General features: G+C 71.8%; 22 protein-coding genes. 12 read left to right on the top strand and 10 right to left on the bottom strand.

From position 1 onward, the window contains the following. Positions 1-250 precede the first annotated feature (250 nt). Complete coding sequence (locus ACWD3E_RS16575; protein WP_451388261.1) at positions 251-1,822, bottom strand: alpha/beta fold hydrolase; 1,572 nt, start codon at positions 1,820-1,822, stop codon at positions 251-253. A 98-nt stretch (positions 1,823-1,920) separates the two neighbouring features. Further along, complete coding sequence (locus ACWD3E_RS16570) at positions 1,921-2,664, bottom strand: hypothetical protein (protein WP_451388260.1); 744 nt, start codon at positions 2,662-2,664, stop codon at positions 1,921-1,923. 112 nt (positions 2,665-2,776) lie between these two features. Here ACWD3E_RS16570 and ggt point away from each other — a divergent pair, with 112 nt between their 5' ends. Next, positions 2,777-4,576, top strand: a complete 1,800-nt coding sequence (gene ggt / locus ACWD3E_RS16565; protein ID WP_451388259.1) for a gamma-glutamyltransferase — start codon at positions 2,777-2,779, stop codon at positions 4,574-4,576. A gap of 3 nt (positions 4,577-4,579) precedes the next feature. On the opposite strand, the gene ACWD3E_RS16560 is transcribed toward ggt, so the two are convergent. Together ACWD3E_RS16560 and map are read right to left on the bottom strand one after the other, a co-directional pair. After that, positions 4,580-7,192 (bottom strand): ATP-dependent Clp protease ATP-binding subunit, encoded by a 2,613-nt coding sequence (locus ACWD3E_RS16560; RefSeq protein WP_451388258.1) that lies wholly within the window; start codon positions 7,190-7,192, stop codon positions 4,580-4,582. A gap of 361 nt (positions 7,193-7,553) precedes the next feature. After that, positions 7,554-8,330, bottom strand: a complete 777-nt coding sequence (map, locus tag ACWD3E_RS16555) for a type I methionyl aminopeptidase (RefSeq protein WP_451388257.1) — start codon at positions 8,328-8,330, stop codon at positions 7,554-7,556. 62 nt (positions 8,331-8,392) lie between these two features. Here map and ACWD3E_RS16550 point away from each other — a divergent pair, with 62 nt between their 5' ends. The 9 genes from ACWD3E_RS16550 (at position 8,393) to ACWD3E_RS16510 (ending at position 19,406) form a co-directional block, all read left to right on the top strand. Further along, entirely contained in the window at positions 8,393-8,644 is a 252-nt protein-coding gene (locus ACWD3E_RS16550; RefSeq protein ID WP_451388256.1) for a helix-turn-helix domain-containing protein, read from the top strand. Positions 8,645-8,789: 145 nt separating this feature from the next. Continuing rightward, positions 8,790-10,262: a hypothetical protein gene (locus tag ACWD3E_RS16545; protein WP_451388255.1), complete on the top strand. Its 1,473-nt coding sequence runs from the start codon at positions 8,790-8,792 to the stop codon at positions 10,260-10,262. 314 nt (positions 10,263-10,576) lie between these two features. Beyond that, on the top strand, positions 10,577-11,419 hold the full coding sequence (locus ACWD3E_RS16540) for a nitrilase-related carbon-nitrogen hydrolase (RefSeq protein ID WP_451388254.1): 843 nt from the start codon (positions 10,577-10,579) through the stop codon (positions 11,417-11,419). Further along, positions 11,416-12,699 (top strand): aspartate aminotransferase family protein, encoded by a 1,284-nt coding sequence (locus ACWD3E_RS16535; RefSeq protein WP_451388253.1) that lies wholly within the window; start codon positions 11,416-11,418, stop codon positions 12,697-12,699. The genes ACWD3E_RS16540 and ACWD3E_RS16535 overlap by 4 nt, the downstream gene beginning before the upstream one ends. A 25-nt stretch (positions 12,700-12,724) precedes the next feature. Continuing rightward, positions 12,725-14,290, top strand: a complete 1,566-nt coding sequence (locus ACWD3E_RS16530; RefSeq protein ID WP_451388252.1) for a PucR family transcriptional regulator — start codon at positions 12,725-12,727, stop codon at positions 14,288-14,290. Positions 14,291-14,445: 155 nt separating this feature from the next. Continuing rightward, entirely contained in the window at positions 14,446-15,288 is an 843-nt protein-coding gene (locus ACWD3E_RS16525) for a nitrilase-related carbon-nitrogen hydrolase (protein WP_451354577.1), read from the top strand. A 25-nt stretch (positions 15,289-15,313) separates the two neighbouring features. Further along, the gene (hydA, locus tag ACWD3E_RS16520) at positions 15,314-16,717 is read left to right on the top strand and encodes a dihydropyrimidinase (protein ID WP_451388251.1); all 1,404 of its coding nucleotides are present in this window, start codon (positions 15,314-15,316) and stop codon (positions 16,715-16,717) included. Positions 16,718-16,728: 11 nt separating this feature from the next. Next, entirely contained in the window at positions 16,729-17,748 is a 1,020-nt protein-coding gene (locus ACWD3E_RS16515) for a TIGR03842 family LLM class F420-dependent oxidoreductase (protein ID WP_451388250.1), read from the top strand. Between the two features lie 122 nt (positions 17,749-17,870). Beyond that, positions 17,871-19,406, top strand: a complete 1,536-nt coding sequence (locus tag ACWD3E_RS16510) for an NCS1 family nucleobase:cation symporter-1 (RefSeq protein ID WP_451388249.1) — start codon at positions 17,871-17,873, stop codon at positions 19,404-19,406. A 24-nt stretch (positions 19,407-19,430) separates the two neighbouring features. On the opposite strand, the gene ACWD3E_RS16505 is transcribed toward ACWD3E_RS16510, so the two are convergent. The 6 genes from ACWD3E_RS16505 to ACWD3E_RS16480 form a co-directional block, all read right to left on the bottom strand. Further along, positions 19,431-20,096, bottom strand: a complete 666-nt coding sequence (locus ACWD3E_RS16505) for a hypothetical protein (protein ID WP_451388248.1) — start codon at positions 20,094-20,096, stop codon at positions 19,431-19,433. Between the two features lie 187 nt (positions 20,097-20,283). Next, positions 20,284-20,796, bottom strand: coding sequence for a hypothetical protein (locus tag ACWD3E_RS16500; RefSeq protein WP_451388247.1), 513 nt, complete (start codon positions 20,794-20,796; stop codon positions 20,284-20,286). Continuing rightward, entirely contained in the window at positions 20,793-21,329 is a 537-nt protein-coding gene (locus ACWD3E_RS16495) for a hypothetical protein (RefSeq protein ID WP_451388246.1), read from the bottom strand. Before ACWD3E_RS16495 ends, ACWD3E_RS16500 begins: the two co-directional genes overlap by 4 nt. Next, positions 21,307-22,572, bottom strand: coding sequence for a WXG100 family type VII secretion target (locus tag ACWD3E_RS16490; RefSeq protein ID WP_451388245.1), 1,266 nt, complete (start codon positions 22,570-22,572; stop codon positions 21,307-21,309). Before ACWD3E_RS16490 ends, ACWD3E_RS16495 begins: the two co-directional genes overlap by 23 nt. Beyond that, positions 22,572-22,874, bottom strand: a complete 303-nt coding sequence (locus ACWD3E_RS16485) for a DUF6317 family protein (protein WP_451354587.1) — start codon at positions 22,872-22,874, stop codon at positions 22,572-22,574. Before ACWD3E_RS16485 ends, ACWD3E_RS16490 begins: the two co-directional genes overlap by 1 nt. Further along, positions 22,871-23,389 carry an SAV_915 family protein gene (locus ACWD3E_RS16480; protein ID WP_451388244.1) on the bottom strand — a complete coding sequence of 173 codons (519 nt, stop codon included), beginning with the start codon at positions 23,387-23,389 and terminating at the stop codon, positions 22,871-22,873. Before ACWD3E_RS16480 ends, ACWD3E_RS16485 begins: the two co-directional genes overlap by 4 nt. Before the next feature lie 333 nt (positions 23,390-23,722). Between ACWD3E_RS16480 and ACWD3E_RS16475 the strand changes: the two genes are divergently transcribed. Continuing rightward, positions 23,723-25,540 (top strand): gamma-glutamyltransferase family protein, encoded by a 1,818-nt coding sequence (locus tag ACWD3E_RS16475; RefSeq protein WP_451388243.1) that lies wholly within the window; start codon positions 23,723-23,725, stop codon positions 25,538-25,540. 105 nt (positions 25,541-25,645) lie between these two features. Then, a complete protein-coding gene (locus ACWD3E_RS16470; RefSeq protein ID WP_451388242.1) occupies positions 25,646-26,494 on the top strand; it encodes an inositol monophosphatase family protein in 849 nt (282 codons plus the stop codon). Positions 26,495-26,596: the final 102 nt, after the last annotated feature.

Below are 26,596 nucleotides of genomic sequence, written 5' to 3'. Positions count from 1 at the left end.
CCCGCGCACCCCAGCCCCTTAAATACGGCTTATGTCCGAAAAGTGCGTGTCGCTCGTCAACTCCCCTGGCCTCTGGATAGTTTGCGGCAGCCAGGACACGGCTGAGAGCGGGGGTAGAGCTGCGTACCGGGAATCTCATCACATCGAACCTCGACTACGATGGGCCGTTCATCCCTCCTTCAGCGAGGGGACGCTGCCGCCGGGGGGTGGCAGTTCACACGGGCCAGGCTCGTCCGGCGGCAGCCGGAGATCACTGCTCGCGCAGCGGGACCGACACGTATGACGGGTCGTCCGCCGGCGAGGAGAAGGTCAGCTGCGCGCCGGACGGGTTGTGCTCGATGTAGAGCGGGTCGACGGTGTCGACCACCAGCGCGAGCCGGTGCCCGGCGGGCACGTCGTACGCCGTCGAGAACAGGTCCAGATCCACGCCGAACGGCTCGCCCGGCGTCCGCCCGTGCCAGGTACAGGGGGCGTGGGTCACCAGCTTGCCGAAACCGAGCGGGCCCACGTCGTACAGGTAGGCGACGAGGGTCCCGCTCTCCGCGGTCGGGGTGAGTGTCGTGTGCAACCGCGCGGTCCCGCGCACCTGTTGCCCGTCCGCGTACCGCTCCGACTGCCACACGGCGGCCCAACGGCGCGGCAGCAGCGGCAGCGAGGCGATCGGCGGCAGCTGCGCCACCTGGTCCAGGATGCTGGAGAGGAACACGACCCCGCCGTCCGCGCCCGAATCGACGTTCGCGTGGATGGTCGTCGAGCCTGCGAGGTCGAACTTCCGCCGGGTGGCCCCGACCGACTTCCAGTCCGGGTAGCCCTCGTAGCCGCCGCCGCTGCGGGACTTGAGCCGCACGGGCTGCTCGTGGTCGACGCCGTTGTCCGCGCCCTTGAGATAGTGGTCGAACCAGCGCTCGGTGTCCGTCCACACGTCGTTGGGCAGCCCGAACAGGCCGGTCAGTTCGGCGGTGGCGTGGTCGCCGGGGCGCAGCTCCAGCCGCTTGGGCACCGTCAGCTTCTCGTAGAAGTCGGCGTACTGGTTCGCCGGGAAGACGGTGTCGCCCCAGGCGTTGGCGAGCATGACTGCGGCGCCGTTCCGGTTGAGCTGGTCGACGTAGGCGGCGGCCGAGCGCTTGCGCCCCCAGTCGATCATCTCCTGTTCCTTCGACAGGTTGGAGGAGTACAGGTCGTCGAAGACCTGCCGGAGTTCGGGGCTCTCGCGGCCGGTGAGCGTGGCCGCTCCGTCCAGCACGGCCATCGCCTGGACGTGCTGCGTGCGGCCGGAGTAGATCGAGCCGACCAGGTCCGCCCAGCCGCTGAGCGCGGCGACCGCCTTGATCCGCTTGTCGTGGGCGGCGGCGAGCAGGCTGATCCCGGCGCCGTAGGAGACGCCCGCCATGCCGATGTGCCGTGGATCGGCAGGGGTGTTCGCGAGGGCCCAGTCGATGACCTTGGAGGCGTCCGCGACGTCCGGCGGACCCGCCACTTCTATCTCGCCGCCGGACTGCCAGAAGCCGCGCACGTTGTAGGTGAGCACCACATAGCCGGAGTCGGCGAGTTGCTGCGCCTGGGCGAGATACTCCACCTGGGGCAGGCCCCAGCTCGTGGGCAGCACGATGAGCGGGTACGCGTGCGAGCCGTCGGCGCCCGCGGGTGTGACGACGTTCGCCTTCAGTGCGGTGCCGCCGTCACCGGCGATGTCCACGAAGCGGACGCTCGGCGCGGCCTGCGCGGTGGGCGCCAGGCCGACGACGGTGCCGGCGATCAGCGCCGCCGAGACGGCTCCGACGGCTGCGGTGCGCATGGTGCGACGGGTGCGGCCGGGTCCCATGGGTCACTCCTCACTCGTGTCAGTGCAAAGTGACCCGACGGTAACCGCGGATGCTACCGAAGGTAACCCGTCGGTAAGTTACGCGCTGGTAAAGGTTTCTACGACTGCGCGGTCTCAGGCTCCGGCAGCGGCGTCCGCGCCGCCCGCGTCACGTCGGCGACCAGCTCCACCACATCCGGCCCGTACGCCTGGGAGTTGACCACCTTCAGCAGCAGTACGAACGAACCGCCGCCGTACTTCCGGCTCAGCCGCTCGTGGTTGCGCGCGAGGTAGCGGGTGGCGGCCTGGTTGGTGATGGCGCGCTGCCCGCAGAAGAGGAACACCGGCCGGGCGTCGCGGCCCCCGCCGACGGTGAGCCGGGCGAGCAGCACGTACTCGATCCGGCCGCCCTCCATGCGGTACTCCTCGCCACCGATGCCGAACGCCCCCATCTCCGGGCCGGATTCGGCGTCGACGTTCACGCGCACCCCCGGCAGCAGGGACGACAGGTGCGCGGCCATCCGCCGGTTCGAGACCGGCCCGCCCAGACAGAACTCCGTGCGCTCGCCGAAGCCCTGCTGCGCCGCGTCGTGCGCGACGACCTGCGCGTGTGCGTGGCAGTCCTTGATCAGCGCGGACAGCTCCAGCAGCGCGAACACGTCGTGCCGATGGACCGCCAGCTCCGGACCGCCCGCGTTGCGACTCACCACCAGAAGCGACTCGGAGTGGTCCGGCAGCCCGAAGAACGCCTGCTGCCGACGGAGCCTGCGCCGCCACAGATACGTACGGGCGCCCCAGCCCAGCACGGCACTGACACCGGCGGCTATCACGCCCAGGACGATGTTGCGCACGTCGTCGTTCATGACCGCGCATGCTAGCGGGCCGCCGCACAAGGGTCTTCGACGCGGGTATGAGCGGTGGCGGCGAGGGCATGCACAGGGAAAGAATTGTGAAGGTTCTCGACCGGAGGTGCGGATGCGTCGTCGGGCAGCACGAAGACTCGCGGTGGTGGCGGTCTCGGCCGCGGTGGTGTCGGTGGGAGCCGCGGCGCCGCCCGCCGCGACCGGTGAGCAGATCACCAAGGTTCCGGTCGCCGTCGGTTACGGCGGAGCGGTCGCAAGCGTCGACGCGGACGCCTCCGCGGCCGGCATCGACGTGCTCAGGAAGGGCGGCAACGCGGTCGACGCGGCCGTCGCCACGGCCGCCGCGCTCGGCGTCACCGAGCCCTACTCCTCCGGCATCGGCGGAGGCGGCTACTTCGTCTATTACGACGCCAAGTCCCGTACGGTGCACACCATCGACGGCCGCGAGAGAGCCCCGCTGACCGCCGACTCCCACCTGTTCCAGGAGAACGGCAAGCCGCTCGCCTTCGCCGACGCCGTCAGCAGCGGCCTGAGCGTCGGCACCCCGGGCACGCCCGCCACCTGGCAGACGGCACTGGACGAGTGGGGCAGCAGGAGCCTCGCCACGGTCCTCAGGCCCGCCGAGCGGATCGCCCGCGACGGATTCACCGTGGACGACACCTTCCGCGCGCAGACCGCGGCCAACGAGACCCGCTTCCGCTATTTCCCCGACACCGCCGAGCTGTTCCTGCCGGGCGGGCAGCTCCCCGCCGTCGGCTCCACCTTCAAGAACCCCGATCTGGCCCGCACATACCAGGAACTGGGCCGCGAGGGCACCGACGCGCTCTACGACGGCGACCTCGGCGAGGACATCGTCGACACGGTCGACAAGCCGCCTGTGGACCCGGACTCGGGCTGGAACGCCCGCCCCGGCAAGCTGTCCGAGGACGACCTCGCCGCCTACCGGGCCAAGCTGCAGATCCCCACCCGCACGACGTACCGCGGCCTGAGCGTGTACTCCATCGCCCCCTCCTCCTCCGGCGGCACCACGGTCGGCGAAGCGCTCAACATCCTGGAGAACACGGACCTTTCGAAGGCGAGCGAGGTGCAGTACCTGCACCACTTCATCGAGGCGAGCCGAATCGCCTTCGCCGACCGGGGCCGCTGGCTCGGCGACCCCGCCTTCGAGGACGTACCGACGAAGCAGCTGCTGTCGCAGGGTTACGCCGACTCGCGCGCATGCCTGATCAAGGACGACGCGGTCCTCACCAGCCCGCTCGCCCCGGGCGACCCACGCCACCCGGCGGCCTGCGGCGAGGGCGGAACCGCGGCGCCGACGACGTACGAGGGTGAGAACACCACGCACCTGACCGTCGCCGACAAGTGGGGCAACGTCGTCTCCTACACGCTCACCATCGAGCAGACCGGCGGCAGCGGCATCACCGTCCCCGGCCGGGGCTTCCTGCTCAACAACGAGCTGACCGACTTCTCCTTCGCCCCGGCGAACCCCGCCGTGCACGACCCGAACCTGCCCGGCCCGGGCAAGCGTCCGCGCTCGTCCATCTCGCCGACGATCGTCCTGGACCGGGACGGCAGGCCGGTCGTGGCGCTCGGCTCGCCCGGCGGCGCGACCATCATCACCACCGTGCTGCAGACCCTCACCGAGTTCCTCGACCGGCACCTGCCGCTCGTCGACGCCATCGCCGCACCGCGGGCAAGCCAGCGCAACGCGGCCCAGACCGAACTCGAACCCGCCCTCTACAACAGCGACTTGAAGGACCAGCTGGCGGCCATCGGGCACAGCTTCAAGCTCAACCCCGAGATCGGCGCGGCCACCGGCGTCCAACGACTGCCGGACGGCCGGTGGCTGGCCGCCGCCGAGAAGGTACGGCGCGGCGGCGGCTCGGCGATGGTGGTGGACCCGGCGCCGTAACACTCACAACTCCGCAGCAGGCGGCCCCTCTTCGGGGCCGTCTGTGACGTCGGTGCCGTCCGTCGGCTGGGCTGCCGGCGTGCCGCCCTGCGCCCGGAAGTCCAACCGCCCCTCCACCGCGTCCACCGTGACCCGGCCGCCCTCCCTGATCGTGCCGTTCAGCAGCAGCCGGGAGAGCTGGTTGTCCACCTCCCGCTGGATGGTGCGGCGCAGCGGGCGGGCGCCGTACTCCGGCTGGTAGCCGCGCTCGGCGATCCAGTCGACGGCCGCGTCCGTGAACTCGACGCTCACGTTCTGCCCCTCCAGCAGCCGGCGGGTGCGCTCCAGCAACAGATCGGTGATCTGCCGCAGTTGCTCGCCCGTCAGCTGGCGGAAGACGACGATCTCGTCGATGCGGTTGAGGAACTCCGGCCGGAAGTGCTCGCGCAGCGGGCGCAGGATCCGCTCGCGCCGTGCCTCCTCGTCGGCCTCCGCGCTGCCCGCCCCGAAGCCGACCCCGGCACCGCGCCGCGTGATCGCCTCGGAACCGAGGTTGCTGGTCATCACGATGACCGTGTTGGCGAAGTCCACCGTCCGGCCCTGCGAGTCGGTGAGGCGTCCGTCGTCCAGCACCTGGAGCAGGATGTTGAAGACGTCCGGATGGGCCTTCTCCACCTCGTCCAGCAACAGCAGCGAGTAGGGGAACCGGCGCACCACCTCGGTGAGCTGGCCCGCCTCCTCGTAGCCGACGTACCCGGGCGGGGCGCCGACCAGGCGGGAGACGGTGTGCCGCTCCTGGTACTCGCTCATGTCGAGGCGGACCATGCGGTCCTCGCTGCCGAACAGCGCCTCGGCGAGCGCGCGGGCCAGCTCGGTCTTGCCGACGCCGGTCGGGCCGAGGAAGAGGAAGCTGCCGATCGGCCGGTCCGGGCTCGCGAGCCCCGCCCGGGAGCGCAGCACGGCCTCGGCCACCACGGCGACGGCCTCCTCCTGGCCGACCACCCGCTTGTGCAGGTGATCCTCCAGGCCGAGCAGCCGCTCCTTCTCCTCCTGGGTGAGGCGGCTGACCGGGATGCCGGTCTGCCGGGACACCACCTCGGCGATGGCCTCCGTCGTCACCTCCAGGTCCTGGCCCTCGTCGGCCTGGTCCTCGCCGCTCGCCTCGGTGATCCGCTGCTTCAGCACGCCGATCCGGTCGCGCAACTGCATGGCCTGCTCGTACTGCTCGTCGGAGACCGCCTGGTCCTTGTCCCGGACGAGCTGTTCGAGCTCGCGCTCCATCGCGCGTACGTCCGTGCCCTTGGTGCGGGCACCGAGCCGTACCCGGGCGCCCGCCTGGTCGATCAGGTCGATCGCCTTGTCCGGCAGCCGGCGGTCGGCGAGATAGCGGTCGGACAGCTCCACGGCCGCCATCAGCGCCTCGTCGGTGTAGCGGACCTGGTGGTGGGCCTCGTACCGGTCGCGCAGGCCGCGCAGGATCTCGATCGTGTCCTCGACGGTCGGCTCGGGCACCATGACCGGCTGGAACCGGCGGGCCAGCGCCGCGTCCTTCTCGATCCGCCGGAACTCCTCCAACGTGGTCGCGCCGACGATGTGCAGCTCGCCGCGCGCGAGCGGGGGCTTGAGGATGTTCCCCGCGTCCATCGCGCCGCCCTCGCCGCCGCCACCGGCGCCGACGACGGTGTGCAGCTCGTCGATGAAGACGATCAGCTTGTCGGAGTGGGAGCGGATCTCCTCCACGATGTTGTTCAGGCGCTCCTCGAAATCGCCCCGGTAGCGGGTGCCCGCGACGACCCCGGTCAGGTCCAGCGCGAACACGCGCCGCCCGGCCAGCACGTCCGGTACGTCCCCGTCGGCGATGCGCTGCGCGAGCCCCTCGACGATGGCCGTCTTGCCGACACCGGCGTCACCGATCAGCACCGGGTTGTTCTTCCCGCGCCGGGACAGCACCTCGATGGTCTGCTCGATCTCCGTTTCGCGGCCGATCACCGGGTCGATACGGCCCTGCCGGGCCTGTTCGGTCAGGTCGCGGCCGTACTTGTCCAGGGTGGGCGTGCCGGTGGCCCGCTGCCGCTCCGGGCGGGCCTGGGCGGTCTCCGGGGCCTCGGCCGGCAGGGTACCGGCCGAGAACCGGGCCGCGTGCAGGATGTGCCCGGCGGCCGAGTCCGGGTTCGCGGCCAGCGCGCTCAGCACGTGCTCCGGGCCGATGTACCCGGCCCCGGTCGACCGCGCCAGGTCGTGCGCGTCCAGCAGGGCCCGCTTGACGGCCGGGGTCAGCGACAGCGAGGTCGGCGGCGGCCCCTCGCCCGGGGCGTGCTGCACCGGACCCGCCCGGTGGTCGATCTCCGTCGCGAGCGAGTCCGGGTCCGCGCCGGACCGGCTCAGCAGGCTCCGGGTGGGCTCGGTCGACAGGGCCGCGCGCAGCAGGTGCTGGGTGTCCAGGTCCCGGCTGCCGTGCTCGACGGCGTACAGCGCGGCCCCTCTGACCAGCTCCCGGGCGGGCTGGCTGAGGAGTCGGCCGATGTCGATGTGGCGGGGCCGGGCAGCTCCGCCGGGGGCTCCGCCGGTTCCGCCGAAGAAGCGGGCGAAGAACTCTCCGAAGGGGTCGCCCTCCGGGCCTGGGTAGCCGCTGGTCATGGTTTCGCATCCTTCGCAGCAGACGACTGGCTCCGCGTGTGGCTCCGCCGGATCACCGGTGAGCCCCTACCCCCGCTTCATGCCACGATGTCATGAAGTGGGGGTGGGGGCATGTTCGCCTACGGGGGTGCGGCTTGCTGCCCGGTCGGCCCTGGGTCCTGTCGTCAAATTCCCGTCGTCCGCCCGGAGGGCGGGCCGCGCGGCGGTGCGATGGGGGTGCCCCCGCGCGAGCGTGTTCGAGCGTGGGGGAGGAGTCACGTGGGCGCTCCGGCAACGCGGCTGGGGGTCCCCCCACGCCCTTGAGGCAGTGGGGGAGTGCGTGCCAGGCGTCGCGGGGCAGGCGGGAATTTGACGACAGGGCCTAGGGAGCTGTCCTTGCCGTGAGAATCCTGGGACCGTCCTCTGTAATCGCCACCGTGTGCTCTACGTGGGCTGCCCGGGAGGTGTCGCTCGTGCGGAGCGTCCAGCCGTCGGCCGCCTCGTAGTACTCGTCCTTGCCGCTCGCGATCAGCATCGGCTCGATCGCGAGGACCATGCCGTGGCGCAGGGGGAGGCCGCGGCCGGGGCGGCCCTCGTTGGGGACCTCCGGGTCCTCGTGCATACGGCGGCCCACCCCGTGCCCGCCGAAGCCCTGCGGGATGCCGTAGCCGGCTGTACGGCACACCCGGCCGACGGCGTGCGCGATGTCGCCGATGCGGTTGCCGACGACGGCCGCCTCGATGCCGGCCCGCAGCGCCCGCTCGGCGGTGTCGATCAGGCGGAGGTCGGCGGTGCGCGGGCGGCCCACCACGAAGCTGATCGCCGAGTCACCCACCCAGCCGTCCAGCTCGGCGCCGCAGTCGATGGAGACCAGGTCGCCGTCGCGCAGGCGGTAGGGGTCCGGGACGCCGTGCACGATCGCGTCGTTGACCGAGGCGCAGATCACCGCCGGGAACGGGGTCGGGGCGAACGAGGGGCGGTAGCCGAGGAAGGGTGAGGAGGCCCCGGCCTCGCGCAGCACCTCCCGTGCCACCTCGTCCAGCTCCAGCAGGCTGACGCCGACGTCCGCGGCCTGCCGTACGGCCGTCAGGGCCCGCCCGACGACCTGGCCCGCCGCGTGCATCGCGTCGACAGAAGTGTCCGTCTTCAGTTCCACCATGCCAATTACTATACCGGTATTTTAATTGGGGGGCAGGGTGGGGCGGTATTAGAATGGGCGGCATGGTGCGCACCCCCCTCACCCCCGAAGAGCGTGAACGCGGCGAGCGGCTCGGGCAGTTGCTGCGCGAGGCGCGCGGCGCACGCAGCATGACCGAGATCGCGGCCGAGGCGGGCCTCTCCGCCGAGACCCTGCGCAAGATCGAGACAGGACGGGCCCCGACTCCGGCCTTCTTCACGGTGGCCGCGCTGGCCGGCGTGCTCGGGCTGTCCATGGACGACCTGGTCGCCCGCTGCGCCCTGCTGGCCGTCTGACCCTGCCCCGCCCGTCGGTGCGCGCAGCGGCCGAGGGCAAGTGATGAGCTGACGGCACTCTCCTGGAAAACTCTGCGTAGCGCAGTCGTAACACAGCTCGTGTTGCCTACCACTCGAGTGCTGGCAGGCGGGCGGGAGTCGGACGATGGCTGTGGATCAACTCCCCGGGCAGATGCGGGAGTTCGCGAGCTACCTGAACGGCCTCCTGGCGCGCCTGGACCCGGGCGGCGGCTGGTCCGGGGTCTTCTGGCAACGCGATCCGGAGGGCATGCGGGCCTGCCGTGACGGGCGGGAGGTGCCGCCGTGGGACGTCGTGGAGGCCCTGCTGCAGGACCTCGCCGCGGAACACGGCCCCGCTGCGGCGACGGCCGAGAAGGAGAGGGCGCGCACCCTGCACGCCGCGGCGCTCAGCGCGTACGACGCCCGGCCCGGCGCCCGTGACTCCCTCGGCGACCGCCTCGACGTCATGCTCCGCGAGCAGCGGTACGCCGCCGAGCGCCAGGCGGAACTCGGCCGCCTCATTGTCGCCGCGGCCACCCGCGAGGAGGCCCAGTCCCTCCACCTCGACCTCGCCTGGGCCCGCGACGACCACGAACGGGCGACCGCCCGCTGCGCCGAACTCCGGTCACGCATGGCCAGGTTGGAGAAGACCGACCGGGGCGGGGCAGACGCGCCGGCAGGGGGAGACTCGTCCGCCGCCGGCACCCTCGCCCGGACGCTCCGAACCGCCGAGGACTCGACGGCTCAGACGGCACAGATGGCTCAGAGGGCTCAGCGGACTCAGTCGGCACAGCTCGCTCAGCATGCTCAGCCCGCACAGCGCACCCAGCCCACTGTGCCCGCCCAGGCCCCCGCGCCCGCCGCGTCCATCGCGTCCGAGGCGTCCGGCAAAGTCCGCAAGCGGCGCCGCGGCAGCGCCCGGTTCGCCGGAGCGGCCGAGGACGGCGGCGCGCCCGGCGCCCTACCCCAGACACCGGATCCGGCCGCGCCCGAGGCCTCCGCCCGCCGGCGTGCCCCCCGAGGGGCCCGGTTCGCCTGGGCGGGGGGATCGGCCGAGCGGGCCGAGCCCCGCGTGGAGGAGGCCGACGGCGAAGGGCAGGCGGCCGTGGCCGAGGTCGTCGAGCGGCTGGTGCGGCTCAGGGCGGAGGAACGTACCGGGGAAGCGCATGTCCTGCTGGTCGAGGCCACGCAGTGGCCCGCCGCCCGCTTCCCGCTGCTCGCGGACGCCCTGCGGCGCGCCGGGCTCGGCGCCGACTGGGCCACGCTGCTGTGGGAGGCCGCCTCGCTGCCCGCCGAGCGGCTCGTCGCCGCCGCCGACGCACTGGAGGCGGCCGGCCGGGCCGGTGACGGGCAGCAGATCCTGCGGCAGGGCGTCGCGCGGCCGGCCGCGGAGGTAGGCGCCGCCGTGCTCGGGCTGGACACGGCGGGCCGGGACCGCGAGGTAGGGGCCCTGCTGGACGCCTACGTGCGCGCCCGCACCCCCGAGGAGGCCGCCCGCAGCGTCGCCGCCGACCCCCACCGGCTGGTGCCGTTGCTGCTGAAGGCCGCTCAGGGTGTCTCGCAGGAGCGCTACTGGGATCTGGTGCACGCTTTACGCGTCGCGGGGTTCGCCGCCTGACCGGCCCGCACGCCGTCTGCCCGGCCCGCACGCCGTCTGCCCGGCCCGCACGCCGTCTGCCCGGCCCGCACGCCGTCTGCCCGGCCCGCACGCCGTCTGCCCCGCCCGCACGCCGTCTGCCCGGCCCGCTCGGCATCGAGCGGGCCGGTTGCGTAGGGCGGCGAGGAGAAAACCGCGCACGCCCGGTTCTCGCGGTGGCTCGAAAGCGGTTCACTCGATCGAGTGGGCGGGCGTCCTTCCCAGCGGGGAATTTGCCCTCTACCGTCGGCGTACACGCGCGTAGACGCTCGGACCTCGCGTCGAAGGAGCAGCTCATGGCCAACGTCGTACGTGCCGCACTGGTCCAGGCCACCTGGACCGGCGACACCGAGTCCATGGTGGCGAAACACGAGGAGCACGCCCGCGAGGCGGCCCGCCGGGGTGCGAAGATCATCGGCTTTCAGGAGGTCTTCAACGCGCCCTACTTCTGCCAGGTCCAGGAGCCGGAGCACTACCGCTGGGCCGAGCCGGTGCCCGACGGGCCGACCGTCCGCCGGATGCGGGACCTCGCCCGCGAGACCGGCATGGTGATCGTCGCACCGGTCTTCGAGGTCGAGCAGTCCGGCTTCTACTACAACACCGCCGCCGTGATCGACGCCGACGGCAGCTACCTCGGCAAGTACAGGAAGCACCACATCCCGCAGGTCAAGGGCTTCTGGGAGAAGTACTACTTCCGCCCCGGCAACCTCGGCTGGCCCGTCTTCGACACCGCCGTGGGCAAGGTCGGCGTCTACATCTGCTACGACCGCCACTTCCCGGAAGGCTGGCGGCAACTGGGCCTCAACGGCGCCCAGTTGGTCTACAACCCGTCCGCCACCCACCGCGGCCTGTCCGCCCACCTCTGGCAGCTGGAGCAGCCCGCGGCGGCCGTGGCCAACGAGTACTTCGTCGCCGCCATCAACCGGGTCGGCCAGGAGGAGTACGGCGACAACGACTTCTACGGCACGAGTTACTTCGTCGACCCGCGCGGCCGGATGGTCGGCGAGAGGGCCAATGACAAGTCGGAGGAACTCCTCGTCCGCGACCTGGACTTCGGCGTCATCGAGGAAGTCCGGCAGCAGTGGGCGTTCTACCGCGACCGCCGCCCCGACGCCTACGAAGGACTGGTGCAGCCGTGAACGACCTCTACAGCCGCCACCGTCAGGTCATGCCCGACTGGCTCGCCCTCTACTACGACGAGCCGCTGGAGATCACCCATGGCGAGGGCCGCCACGTCTGGGACTCGGCCGGCAACAAGTACCTGGACTTCTTCGGCGGCATCCTCACCACGATGACCGCGCACGCGCTGCCCGAGGTGACCAAGGCGGTCAGTGAGCAGGCCGGCCGCATCCTGCACTCCTCGACCCTCTACCTCAACCGGCCGATGGTCGAACTTGCCGAGCGCATCGCCAAGTTGAGCGGCATCCCGGACGCCCGGGTGTTCTTCACCACCTCCGGCACCGAGGCCAACGACACCGCCCTGCTGCTCGCCACCGCCTACCGCGGCAGCAACACCGTCCTGGCCATGCGCAACAGCTACCACGGCCGCTCGTTCAGCACGGTCGGCATCACAGGCAACCGCGGCTGGTCCCCGACCTCCCTGTCCCCGCTGCAGACGCTGTACGTCCACGGAGGCGTCCGCAGCCGGGGCCCGTTCGCCGAGCTGGACGACCGTGCCTTCATCGACGCCTGTGTCGCGGACCTGAAGGACGTCCTCGGGCAGGCCCGGCCGCCCGCCGCGCTGATCGCCGAGCCCATCCAGGGCGTCGGCGGCTTCACGTCCCCGCCCGACGGGCTGTATGCGGCATTCCGTGACGTGCTGAACGCACACGGGATCCTGTGGATCGCCGACGAGGTGCAGACCGGCTGGGGCCGCACCGGCGACCACTTCTGGGGCTGGCAGGCCCATGCCCAGAGCGGCCCGCCGGACCTCGTCACCTTCGCCAAGGGCATCGGCAACGGCATGTCCGTCGGCGGTGTGATCGCCCGCGGCGAGATCATGAACTGCCTGGACGCCAACAGCATCTCGACCTTCGGCGGCACCCAGATCACCATGGCCGCCGGCCTCGCCAACCTCGCCTACCTCGTCGAGCACGACCTCCAGGGCAATGCGCGCCGGGTCGGCGGGCTGCTCATCGAGCGGCTGCGCGCAGTCGCGGCCCAGCTGCCCGGCGTCCGCGAGGTGCGCGGGCGCGGCCTGATGATCGGCATCGAGCTGGTCAAGCCCGGCACGGACGAGGCCGATCCACAGGGAGCCGCCGCCGTGCTGGAGGCGGCCCGCGCGGGCGGACTGCTCATCGGCAAGGGCGGCGGCCACAACACCAGCGCCCTGCGCATCGCCCCGCCGCTCACGCTGACCGTCGCGGAGGCCGAGGAGGGCGCGGCGATCCTCGAACAGGCGCTGAGGAGCACGTACTAGCACCGCCCGAGCAAGGGATACGGCCATGACCATCATCTCGGAGTCCCCGCATTCCGCCCTCTCGGTCCGCCAGGTCCTCACCCTGGAGCGGGTGCTCGCCGGGGAGCCCGAGGTGGTGGCCGGTGCCGGTCAGCTCGACCGGCCGGTGCGCTGGGTGCACGTCGCCGAGGCCGCCGATGTCGGGGTGATGCTCAGCGGCGGCGAGATGGTGCTCACCACCGGCGTGCTGCTCGCCGGTGACGAGAGCAAACAGGCCGAGTACATCCAGTCGTTGTACCGGGCCGAGGCCGCCGCGGTCGTCCTCGGCCTCGGCCGTGCCTTCCCCTCGCCCCCGGACGCGATGCGCCGCGCGGCGGACCGCTGCGGTCTGCCCATGGTGGTTCTCCACCGCCCCTTTCCCTTCGCCGAGTTGACGGAGGAGGTCCAGTCCCGTCTGGTGCGGCAGAAGTTCGCCGCCGTCAGCCTTTCGGAATCGGTCCGTACCGCGCTCACCGGCCTCATCACGGCCGGCGCCCCCCTCCAACGGCTCCTCGGCGAAGTCGCCGTGCACAGCGGCTGCCCGGTCGTCGTCACCAACCTCGCGCACCGCGTCCTCGCCACGGCGGGGGAGCGGTCGGCGGTGGACGACGTGCTGCGGGACTGGGAGCGGATCGCCCGGCAGGCCGGCGGCAGCGCGGGCGACGGCTGGATCCGCGCCGAGCTGGGCGGGCGCGGCGAGCGCTGGGGCCGGATCCTGCTGTGCGGGTACCGCGGTGATCCGGCCGCCGGGCGGCTGCTCGCCGACCGGGCCGCCGAGGCGTTGGTCCTGCACCGCATGCTCGGCGGCGGCTCCGCGCGGACCTGGGAGGAACAGTCCGCGCAGAGCCTGCTGACCGACCTCGTCTCCGGTGCCGTACCGGCCCGGCAGCTGCTGCCACGGGCGCGCGCGGCCGGGCTGCCGGTCAACCGGCGGACCTTCGTGCCGCTCGTCGTACCCGACGGGGATCTCGGTCAACTCGACCGGGTGCTACGGCTGTTGGGTCTGTCCGGGCTCGTCGCCGAGCTGGCCGACGGGGCCACGGCCGTGCTGCTCAGCCTCGCCCGCGACCAGCACGCCGAGGCGCTGACCGCGCACTTCGCGGCCCGGCTGCGCACTGAGACCGGGCGGCTTGCCGCCGTGGTCGCCGCCGCCGATCCGCGCACCGCCTGGGACGAGGTGCCCGCCGGGCTGCGCGAGGCCCGGCATGTCGCCGACGCCGTCGCCGGTTCCGCCGCGGCCCTCGACCTGCCGGCCGTCGTCCGCCTGAAGGATGTCCATCTGCGCGGGCTGATCCGGCTGTTGCGCGACGACCCGCAGGTGCAGTCCTTCGCCGAACGGGAGCTGGCCGGACTGTTGCGCGGCGCCGAGCCGGAGCTGCTGAACGTGCTGCGCACCTACCTGGCGACCGGCCGCAACAAGTCCCGCACCGCGCAGCTCCACCACGTCTCCCGGCCCGCGCTCTACCGCCGCCTGGAGGCCATACAGGCCCGCCTCGGCGTCGACCTGGACGACTTCGAACAGGCGGCCTCCGTGCACATCGCGCTCCTCGCGCACGACGCGCAACAGGGGTGAAACATGCAACGACCTGGGAAAACGGCGGTGAAACTTGGGACCGTACGCGCGTGACACGGTGGCACGCCGACCACCCGCAGACGTGACACGCTGCAACTCAAACCGGCCATCCGGGCTTTCTAGGCTCGCCGTACACCGAGCGACCGGAGGTCCCGATGAGCCGAGTGATCCGTGCCGCCCTCTTCCAGACCGCCTGGACCGGCGACAAGGAGTCGATGATCCGGGTGCACGAGCAGGCGGCCCGCGACGCCGCCGCGCAGGGCGCCCAAGTCCTCTGCTTCCAGGAGCTGTTCTACGGCCCCTACTTCTGCCAGGTGCAGGACAAGGCCTTCTACGAGTACGCCGAGCGGATCCCGGACGGCCCGACCGTCCAGCGCTTCCAGGCGCTCGCGCGGGAACTGGGCATCGTCCTGGTCCTGCCCATGTACGAGGAGGAGCAGCCGGGCGTCCTGTACAACACCGCCGCGGTGATCGACGCGGACGGCACCTACCTCGGCAAGTACCGCAAGACCCACATTCCCCAAGTCCAGGGATTCTGGGAGAAGTTCTACTTCCGCCCCGGCAACAGCGGCTGGCCCGTCTTCGACACGGCCGTCGGCCGGATCGGTGTGTACATCTGCTACGACCGCCACTTCCCGGAGGGCTGGCGGGCGTTGGGCCTCGCCGGTGCCGAGCTCGTCTTCAACCCGTCGGCGACCTCGCGCGGCCTGTCCCGCTACCTGTGGCAGCTGGAGCAGCCGGCGGCGGCCGTCGCCAACGAGTACTTCGTCGGCGCGATCAACCGGGTCGGCGTGGAGGACCTCGGCGACAACGACTTCTACGGCACCACCTACTTCGTGGATCCGGAGGCCCAGTTCGTCGGCGAGGTCGCGAGCGACAAGGAGACCGAACTCGTCGTCCGCGACCTCGACCTGGCCAAGCTCCGCGAGGTCCGCGACCGCTGGCAGTTCTACCGCGACCGGGCGCCGGGGGCGTACACGCCGCTGACCGCACCCTGACCGCACCGCCGACCGAGGGAGCAGCATGAGCAGCCGTACCGTCATCCGCGGGGGCCTCGTCATCACCGCGTCCGACGAGATCCACGCCGACGTCCTGATCGAGGACGGCCGCATCGCCGCCCTCGCCGCCTCCGGCACCCCCGCCGCCGAGGCGTTCACCGCCGACCGGATCATCGACGCCACCGGGAAGTACGTCATCCCGGGCGGCGTCGACGCCCACACCCACATGGAGCTGCCGTTCGGCGGCACCTTCGCCTCCGACACCTTCGAGACCGGCACCCGCGCCGCCGCCTGGGGCGGCACGACGACCATCGTCGACTTCGCGGTGCAGAGCGTCGGCCACACCCTGCGCGAGGGCCTGGACACCTGGCACGCCAAGGCCGAGGGCAACTGCGCGATCGACTACGCCTTCCACATGATCGTCTCCGATGTGAACGACGAGACGCTCAAGGAGATGGACCTGCTGATCGAGGAGGGCGTGACCTCGTTCAAGCAGTTCATGGCCTACCCGGGGGTGTTCTACTCCGACGACGGCCAGATCCTGCGGGCCATGCAGCGCTCCGCCGACAACGGCGGCCTGATCATGATGCACGCCGAGAACGGCATCGCGATCGACGTGCTCGTCGAACAGGCCCTCGCCCGCGGCGAGACCGACCCCCGCTACCACGGCGAGGTCCGCAAGGCCCTGCTGGAGGCCGAGGCCACCCACCGCGCCATCCGGCTCGCCCAGGTCGCCGGGGCGCCCCTGTACGTCGTGCACGTCTCCGCCATGGAGGCGGTGGCGGAGCTGGCGCGGGCGCGCGACGAAGGGCTGAACGTCTTCGGCGAGACCTGCCCGCAGTACCTGTTCCTGTCCACCGACAACCTCGCCGAACCGGACTTCGAGGGCGCCAAGTACGTGTGCAGCACGCCGCTCAGGCCCAAAGAGCACCAGGCCAAGCTCTGGCAGGGGCTCAGGACCAACGACCTCCAGGTCGTCTCCACCGACCACTGCCCGTTCTGCTTCACCGGTCAGAAGGAGCTGGGCCGCGGCGACTTCTCCAAGATCCCCAACGGGCTGCCCGGCGTGGAGAACCGCATGGACCTGCTCCACCAGGCCGTGGTCGACGGGCACATCTCCCGCCGCCGCTGGATCGAGATCGCCTGCGCCGCCCCGGCCAGGATGTTCGGCCTCTACCCGGCGAAGGGCACCATCGCGCCCGGCGCGGACGCCGACGTCGTCATCTACGATCCGCACGCCGAGCAGGTCATGTCCGCCGAGACGCACCACATGAACGTCGACTACTCGGCGTACGAGGGCAGGCGGACGACCGGCCGGGTCGAGACCGTGCTCTCGCGCGGCGAACCCGTCATCACCGAGCGGGAGTACACCGGACGCGCCGGCCACGGCGTCTTCACCCCCCGCTCCACCTGTCAGTACCTCAACTAGGAGTGGTGCCCATGGACTTCGGACTCGTCCTGCAGACCGACCCGCCGGCCTCCCGCGTCATCAGCCTGATGAAGCGGGCCGAGCGCAACGGCTTCACCTACGGCTGGACCTTCGACTCCGCCGTGCTGTGGCAGGAACCCTTCGTGATCTACAGTCAGATCCTTGCCCAGACCACGAAGTTGAAGATCGGCCCGATGGTCACCAACCCGGGCACCCGCACCTGGGAGGTCACCGCCTCCACCTTCGCCACCCTCAACGACATGTTCGGCAACCGCACCGTCTGCGGCATCGGCCGCGGCGACTCCGCGATGCGCGTCGCCGGCCGCAAGCCCAACACCCTCGCGCGTATCAGCGAGGCCATGAAGGTCATCCGGGCCCTCGGCAGCGGGGACGAGGCCGACCTCGGGGGGACGGTCGTCAGGTTCCCGTGGATCAAGCCGGGCGCCGAACTCCCCGTGTGGATGGCGGCGTACGGTCCCAAGGCGTTGAAGATGGCCGGTGAGGAGGCCGACGGGTTCATCCTCCAGCTGTCCGACCTGTACCTGACGGAGTACATGGTGAAGGCCGTCAAGGACGCGGCCGTGGCCGCGGGCCGCGACCCGTCCGAGATCACCGTCTGCGTCGCCGCCCCCGCCTACGTCACCGCGGACGACTCGCCCGAGGCGCTCGCCCACGCGCGTGACCAGTGCCGGTGGTTCGGCGGCATGGTCGGCAACCACGTGGCCGACCTGGTCGCCAAGTACGGCGAGCACTCCGGCCAGGTCCCCGACGCACTCACCGACTACATCAAGGCCCGCGAGGGCTACGACTACTCCCACCACGGACGCGCCGACAACCCCGACACCGCGTTCGTCCCCGACGAGATCGTCGACCGTTTCTGCGTCATCGGCCCGGCCGAGAAGCACATCGGGAAACTGCACGCGCTGCGCGAGCTGGGCGTCGACCAGTTCGCGGTGTACGACATGCACGACGCGCAGGAGGCGACCATCGACGCCTACGGCGCGACGGTGATCCCCGCCGTCAACGCCTGACACCCCCGTCCCTCTGCCCCTCCGCACCCCCCCACCTCCTGGTCACCCCTTCCCGCCGTCCCGGGGAGGGGCTGGTGCCCGCACGGCCTTTCCCGTCCCTCCCCTCGTTGATTGGCCTGCCCATGACCGACACCGCTCCCACGGCGATACCGCCGACCGCTCAAGTCACCCTGGCCGACGGCCGGGTGGAGATCGCCCCCGGTGCGCCGCAGCCCAGCGGCCCCTACGCCAACGCGGACCTGCTTCCCGTCCCCGTGGCGGGGCGCACTTGGACGACGTACAACTTCTCCGCGCTGTGGGTCGGCATGGCCCACAACACGGCCTCCTGGACACTGGCGTCCGGGCTGATCGCGGTGGGCATGGACTGGAAGCAGGCCGTGTTCACCATCGCCCTCGCCAATCTGATCGTGCTCGTCCCGATGCTGCTCACCGGGCACGCGGGCCCGAAGTACGGCATCCCCTTCCCGGTCTTCGCCCGCGCTTCCTTCGGCGTACGCGGCGCCAACCTGCCCGCTGTCGTACGGGCGTTGGTGGCGTGCGGCTGGTTCGGCATCCAGACCTGGATCGGCGGCGAGGCGATCTACTTCCTCGCGGGCAAGCTGATCGGGGACAGCTGGGCGAACGCCTCGCACATCGGCGGCCACGCCTGGACCATGTGGCTGTCGTTCGCGGTCTTCTGGGCGATCCAGGTCGCGATCATCTACCGGGGCATGGAGACCATCCGCCGCTTCGAGAACTGGGCCGCGCCGTTCGTGCTCGTCGGCGCCTTCGTGATGCTGTGGTGGATGAGCAGCAAGGCCGGCGGTGTCGGCCCGCTCTTCGACCAGCCCTCCAGGCTCGGTTGGGGCGGCAGCTTCTGGAAGCTGTTCTGGCCCTCACTGATGGGAATGATCGGCTTCTGGTCCACCCTGAGCCTGAACATCCCCGACTTCACGCGTTACGGAAAGAGCCAGAAGGCCCAGACCTGGGGCCAGGCCCTCGGCCTGCCCACGACCATGACCCTCTTCGCCTTCCTCTCCGTGCTGGTGACCTCCGGCTCCCAGGCGGTGTACGGCAAGCCGGTCTGGGACCCGGTCCAGCTGGCGGCGAAGACGGACAACGTGGCCGGGCTGCTCTACGCCCTGGTCACCGTCCTCGTGGCCACCCTGTCCGTGAACATCGCGGCCAACCTGGTCTCCCCGGCCTTCGACTTCTCCAACGTGGCGCCCAGGAAGGTGAGTTTCCGCACCGGGGCCCTCATCACGTCCGTCCTCGCCGTACTGATCTTCCCGTGGAAGCTGTACTCCGACCCGCAGGGCTACATCTTCACCTGGCTCGGCCTGGTCGGCGGACTGCTCGGCACGGTCGCGGGCATCCTCGTCGCCGACTACTGGATCCTGCGCCGCACCCGCCTCGACCTCGCCGACCTGTACCGCACGGGAGGCCGCTACTGGTACACGGCCGGCTGGAACTGGCGGGCCGTCGTGTCCTTCCTGGCGGGCGGCGTCCTCGCGATCGGCGGCGCGGACTTCCACCCGCTGATCGACGGCCGCCCGATCCCGGCCCTCAAGCCCCTCGCCGACTACGGCTGGGCCGTGGGCCTCGGCACCGCTGTGGTGCTGTACCTGGGGCTGACGCTGGCGACCGGCCGGCGGACCGGGGGCGCGCAGCCGTCGTAGGCGCCTACGGAAACTGCGGGGCGGTCAGCCGGACTGGCCGCCCCGCAGCGCCGCCACCGCGCTCCGGGCCGCCTTGATGGCCCCGGTGTTGATCTCCTTCGTGTCCGGCGCCTTCTTCGTCTCGAAGTCGCTGCCGTTGTAGGTGACGATCACCAGGGCGTTGCCGACGCGCACCATGACGACGCCCTCGCGGGTCTGCTGCTTGTCCTCCGTGGTCAGGTTCACGACGGAGTACGCGCTGTCGCCGAGCCCGGGTACGGTCCCGCCGCCGCTCTTCTCGGCGACCCGCTGCTGGTACTCCGTCGTCGCCTCCTGGTCGGACGAGGCCAGCTCGAAGGAGACGTCGAGCCACCGGTAGTCGTAGCCCTTGAGTGCGTTCCAGGAGCAGGTGCGGCGCAGCGAGGGATCCGTCGACGGGATCTCCTTGCCCGCCGTCTTCGCCCCGGGCACGAGGCCGGTGACCGTGCCCACGGGCACGCTCGCGCAGGGGGCGGGCGCGGTGGAGTACGTCTTGGACTTCGCGGTCGACGACGGGGCGGGGGCCGACCCGGTGGACGTCTGCGGGGCCGGCCGCTGCCCGGCGGCGTGCGGTGCGGCCGGGCTCGACGACAGCGCCCAGCCGGCGCAGGCGAGCACGGCGACCGGCGTCAGACGCGCGGTGAGGGCGAGCGGCAGAGGAAGGGAACGCACGGCTCACTTCTCGTAGGGGAGGGGGTACGGAAGGGTCCGCAAGGTGGACGGAAACGACAGTCTCACACGACTGCCAGTGGGGCGGAAGGGAAAACTCGCTGCGTGCCTGCGCGGTGACACAGGCCGCCGATTGACGCCCGTTGTGCCCGGTTATGTTCCGGGCGGGCGCTGTTCCAGCGGGTCGGCATCATGTTCCGGCGGTGTGCTCCTGGAGCCAGCGGCGGGCGCCGGCTTCGCTGGGGTATTCGCGGACGGTGAGTGAGGCGAGGAACCAGCCGACGCCCCAGGCGGAGAAGGCCGGCAGTACGGGGGCCGCGAGGAGCAGGAGGATGCGGCCCGCGGACGCCAGGCCCGCCGCGCGGCTGGTCTCCCTGCGCTTGCGGGTCCGGAACTCTCCGGGGGCGGGCGGATCCAGGAGGCCCGCACGGATGTCCCGCCGCCCTTTCGCCCAGCCCCACACCAGGGCCGCGCAGGACGCGGCCACCTGCACCGCGTCCCACACCGTCCGCGCGCCGGAGGGAAGCTCGTCGCGGAACCCCGCGTAGAGGGAGAGCGCGATGAAGCAGCAGAAGGCCAGTACGGTGAGCAGGAAGACGGCGTTCACCGTGCGGCGCAGCCAGTAGCGCGGGCCGCGCCGGTACCAGGTGGTGCCGAGGCCCGGCAGGGACGGAATCCCGGCGGGTGTCCCGGTGGACGTCACGTTCCGGACCGGCGTTCCTCGAGCCAGCGGCGGGCGCCGGCCTCGGCGGCGGACTCGCGCACGGTCAAGGCAGCGACGAACTCGCCGATGGCGTAGGCGAACACCGACGGCATGACGGGCATCACGATCAGCCATACGATGCGCCCGGCCGCGACCAGCCCGAGGTTGCGGCGAGTCCGCGCGCGGCGCGCCGCACGGGCTTCATCGGGAGTGGGCGGGTCCAGCAGCGCCTTCGCGTGCCGTCGGCGCGCCACGACCCATCCCCACACCACGGCCGCGCAGGACGCGGCAGCCTGAACGCAGTCCCACACCAGGCGCAGGGTGGGCGACAGTTCGACACGGAACGACGCGTAGAGCCGGACCACCAGGTAGCTGATGAACGCCAGGAGCAGCAGCCACAGACCGCTCGTGACGACTCGGCGCAGCCAGTACGCCGCACCCCGCGCGTACCAGGTCCTGCCGAGGCCGGGCAGCTTCGGGACCTGGGCGGGGGCGCCGGCCGCGAATGCCTCAGAAGATGCTTTTGATGCCATGCCAGACGTCGTCCTTGAGTCGTACCACGTCGTCCCCGGTTTCCGAGAGGACGTTGCCCGTTCCGTGCAGCAGACCGCCGACCACACCGTGGTCGTGGATGTCCTCGCTCCAGTGCTCGTGGAAGGCGTGGTCGAGGACGTCGCTCGCGAGTATCGCCGACCCCACGCCGACCGCGGCCACCGCGACGGCGCCTTCCACGGGCGCGGCGGCCGTGACGGCCGCGCCGATGGCCAGGCCGCCCAGGGCGGCGCCGCCGTCGACGACGACGGCGTGCTGCCAGGACCAGCCCTCGTCGTGATCGCCCTTCGCCTCCAGCAGCCCGTAGGCGCTGGCGGCGGCGATGTCCAGGACGGGGATCTCCCTGAGGAACTGCGGCAGCCGCTCCAGGCTCCGGCCCAGGCGCAGGGCGTCCGCGGCGTCGGCCAGTTTGACGTTCAGCTGGCGGTCGTAGGGCAGTCTGGTGCTGCCGTGGTCGGCGCGGGCGATGTCGCCCTCCAGGGACTCGACCTTGGACATCGCGTCACGGTAGGCGGTCTTGGCGGGCAGGTCCTTCGGCAGCGCCTTGCCCGCCTTCTGGTACGCCCTGCGCTCCGCGCGCAGCTCCTTCTTGGCGAGCCGCGCCTCGTCCTTGGCCGTGTCGAGGTGCCCCCGGGCCTCGATCCCGCCGGCGCGGGCGTCCTCGGCGTCGTAGGCGTACAGACCGCGCAGCGCGTCGGCCAGCGTGATCTTGTCTCCGTCCGGCACCGAGTCGTCCTTCGACGTCACCTGCTGGTACAGCCCCCGCAGCTTGTCCGCCGCCGCGAGGCGCGCGTGCTGCGCGGTGTGCAGGATCTCGTTGCGGGCCGTCTCGTAGTCGCTCAGGGCGTGGGCGTGCTGGGCGTCGGAGGTGACGGTCGGCGCGGGGACGCCCTTGCCACCCGTCACCACACCGCCTCGGGCGGCGACGTGCTCTGCGTTCTGCAGGGCGGTCTCGCAGGTGCTCAGGGCGTCGGCGAGGTCGCCGAGGATGGTGCCCGCGGAGTGCACGAGGACGGCGAAGGCGCCTGCCGTGATCGAATCCTTGGTCCAGGCGCCGCGGAAGGTGTCGGCCGCCTCGCCCTTCCAACTCGCGTCGGTCGCCAGCTGGTCCACGACCCGGGTGAGCGGTTTGACGACGCCGTCCAGCTTGTCCTTGGCGTTCTTGTACGTCTCGGCCATCGTGCGCAGTCCGCCGATGTCGCCCCCGACCCAGCTGTCGCCCATCAGCTCTCCTCCAGCTTCAGGTCCTCGAACACGCCGTGGATGTCGACGTCGTGGCGGTGGAAGGAGTCCCGCGCGTACGCGACCTTGTCCCCGTGGTCGTCCAGCTTGTCCGCGAGGCCGATGTGCAGGCCGATGAGCAGCTCGGAGACCTGCTTGATCGCGTGGTCCAGCCCGGGGTCGCCGCCGCTGACCACGGCCGGCGCCACGTCACCGTGCAGCTTGCGCCAGTCGGTGGCCTGGTCGTGGAACGTCTTCGCCATGGTGGCGAGGTCGTCGTAGATCACCTTGAAGTCGGCCGTCACCGGCGCACCTCCTGCGCGTAGGCGGCCAGGTCGGCCGGCTGCCAGTTGTGCCCTCCGGGCGCGACCCGCGGGTCCAGGACGACGGTCATGCCCCGCTCGCGCACGTTCTCGGCCAGCGGTCCGATCGGGGTGGCCACCCAGGGCTGTGCCTCGCCGAGCGCCTGCGCCAGCTTCCGTGGCGTGGTGAAGGCGAGGGCCACGGTGCCGTCCGCCGGGTGCTCGAACAGTTCGTAGACGACGAAGGGCACGCGCACCGGGTGCCCCTGCGCGTCCGACGCCGCGACGGACCTCGGATGCGCAGGGACGAAGACCGGCGTGTCGTACGCGGGCACGCCCGGCTTGGGGGCGGGACGGTCGTCGCCCTCGGGCCGTGGGGGCGGTGCCGCGTCGACCAGGTCCAGCAGGTGCGAGCGGCGTGGCTGCGGGGCCTGTCCGGTCGCAGCGGCCGTGGCGGGCCCTTTGGGCGGCTCCGGCTCGACGAGATCGAGCAGGCGTGAACGTATCGGCGCGCCCATCGCCGTCACCTCTTCCCCGTGGTCTTGCGTGGCCGAATGGGCGCGACCACGGTAGCCATCGGACGGGAACGCAAATCCGGCTATGTCGGTGTGCTGACCTGGGCACATGCGGAACTCATACGCTTGCTTGGCCGGGGACTGGCCATCTCTTGACCCTTTGCTGAACCCGCCGTGGACCCTTTGCTCGACCGCGCCGCGGCACGCGCAGATCCCGCCGCGCGGTGTTCCCGGGCGCGGGCCGCGTCCGTACGATCGCAAAGTGTCGCAGCTGATCAGGCGGAACTCCCGCGACCGATCAGGCCGTCGGGAGGCCGTCGAGCAAAGGAGGGCACCTTGTTCACCACCCGGCCCACGCTCCAGGGCACCTTCGGCATGGTCTCCTCCACGCACTGGCTGGCCTCCCAGTCGGCGATGGCCGTCCTGGAGGACGGCGGCAACGCCTTCGACGCCGCCGTGGCCGGTGCGTTCGTGCTGCATGTGGTGGAGCCGCACCTCAACGGCCCGGCCGGCGAGGTCCCGATCCTGCTCGCCCCGGCGGGCGGTGAGGTGCTCGTGCTGTGCGGACAGGGCGTGGCCCCGGCGGGCGCCACGATCGCGCACTACAGGGGACTCGGTCTGGATCTCGTACCCGGTACGGGACCCCTCGCCGCCGCCGTGCCCGGTGCCTTCGACGCCTGGCTGCTGCTCCTGCGCGACCACGGGACGAAGACCCTGGACGACGTCCTCAAGTACGCCATCGGATACGCCGAACACGGGCACGCGCCCGTGGAGAACGTCGGCGCGACCGTGGAGAGCGTGCGCGAGCTGTTCGAGACCGAATGGACCTCGTCCGCCGAGGTGTACCTGCCCGGCGGGAAGGCGCCACGGCCCGGTGCGCTGCTGCGCAATCCCGCCCTCGCCGCCACCTGGAAGCGGCTGCTCGCCGAGACCGCCCGCGCGGGCGGCCGCGAGGCCCGGATCGACGCCGCGCGTGCGGTGTGGCGCTCCGGGTTCATCGCCGAGGCCCTGGTCCGGCAGTCCCGGCGGCCCACCCTGGACACCAGCGGCGAACGGCACACCGGCACGCTCACCGAGGCCGACCTCGCGCTCTGGTCGGCGGCCTACGAGACACCGGTGACGTACGACTGGAACGGCTGGACCGTGTGCAAGGCCGGCCCCTGGAGCCAGGGCCCAGCCTTCCTCCAGCAGCTCGCCCTGCTCCCGCCCGAGCTGCCCGCATACGGCTGCGCCGACTACGTCCACCTGCTGATCGAGGGCTGCAAGCTCGCCATGGCGGACCGCGAGGCCTGGTACGGCGACGCCGCCGAGGTGCCCCTGGCCGAGCTGCTGTCGGGCGGCTACAACGCCGGGCGGCGGGCGCTCGTCGGCGCCAGAGCCTCCTACGACCTGCGCCCCGGCAGCCCCGTCGGACGCGCCCCACGGCTGCCCGCGCAGGCCCACGCGCGCACGGGCATGCCGTACGAGCCCGGCCTCAACTCCATGGGGGTGGGGGAGCCAACCGTCAGGGGGGCGTCCGACGAGGTGTACGTGGCCGCCGACGGCAGCACCCGCGGCGACACCTGCCACCTCGACGTGGCCGACCGCTGGGGCAACATGATCGCCGCCACTCCCAGCGGCGGCTGGCTCCAGTCCAACCCGGTCGTGCCCGAACTGGGCTTCCCGCTCGGCACCCGGCTGCAGATGGCCTGGCTGGAGGAGGGCCTGCCGAACTCCCTCACGCCCGGCCGCCGCCCCCGCACCACCCTCACCCCGTCCCTCGCGGTGCGCGACGGCGTACCGGTCATGGCGTTCGGCACGCCCGGCGGCGATCAGCAGGACCAGTGGCAGCTGCACTTCTTCCTCGCCGCCGCGCTGCGCGCCCCCGTCCGCGGCGGCCTCGACCTCCAGGGCGCCATCGACGCCCCGAACTGGCACAACGACGCATTTCCCAGCTCCTTCCATCCGCGCGGGCACCGTCCCGGCAGCGTGACCGTGGAGTCCCGGATGCCGGCGGCGGTGGTCGGGGAGCTGCGGCGGCGCGGCCATGACGTCACCGTCGCTCCGGCCTGGTCGGAGGGGCGCCTGTGCGCGGTGGCCCGGGACCCGGAGACGGGCCTGCTGTCGGCCGCGGCGAACCCGCGCGGGATGCAGGGATACGCGGTGGGCCGCTGACCTCGTAGCCCTGCGCCGCGCCCGGCCCCCGTTCTTCATCCCGATTCCACCTGGTGTACACCCCACAGGAGGGGATTGTCAGAGGCGCGTGGTCTTATGGGGGGCATGATCGAAGCAATGACGGAAACCATCGACGAGTTTCTCGCACGTCACTCGGCCGACGTGGAGGAGGCGGTCCGCGAGGCCGCCGCGGCCGAGATCCTGCCCCGCTTCCGCCGCCTGGCCGCGCACGAGGTCGACCAGAAGAGCGGACCGCACGACCTGGTGACGGACGCCGACCGCCTCGCCGAGCGGCGGCTCACCGAGGTCCTCGGCACCCTGCTGCCCGGCTCGGTGGTGGTCGGCGAGGAGGCCGTGCACGCGAACCCGCAGACGTACGAGGCGCTCCAGGGCGACGCCCCGGTGTGGATCATCGACCCGGTCGACGGCACCCGGCAGTTCGTGCACGGCGAGGAGGGTTTCTGCACCCTCGTCGCGTTGGCCCGGCGGGGTGTCCTGCTCGCTTCCTGGACCTACGTCCCGGCGCGTGACCAGCTCGCCACGGCCGTGCGCGGCCAGGGCGCCTTCCTCGACGGCGAGCGGCTGTTCGCCGGGCCGCCCGCGCCCGGCAAGGACCTCGTCATAGCCACCTCGCACCCGGACTTCACCACCGCCGAGGAGAAGCGCGCGCTGCAGGCCCTGTGGACCGACGGGATCGCCCCGCGTCCGTGCGGCTCGGCCGGCCTGGAGTATCTCGCCATCGCCCGGGGCGAGTTGGACGCCGTGGCGTTCTCCTGGGAGGCCGCCTGGGACCACGCGGCCGGGCTGCTGCTCGTCGAGGAGGCGGGCGGCGTCCACCTCACCGGCACGGGTGAGCCGTTCCGGGTGACGGGCGGCAACGCACTGCCGTTCACCGCCGCCCGCGACGCCGCCACTGCCCGCCGGGTGGCCGAGCTGCTGCGCACCGGGGCCTGAGCCCCGGCCCGCTCCTCGCGCCCCCCGGTCGGCCCCCGGTCCCGGGGATTGTCAGTGCCCCGGCATATCCTGAACCCGAGTGGCCATCGGCTGACGAGGGGG

The sequence above is a fragment of the Streptomyces sp. NPDC002676 genome (assembly GCF_053592455.1).
The sequence above is the reverse complement of the archived record's forward strand: the minus strand, read 5'-3'. Positions and strand labels throughout refer to the sequence as shown.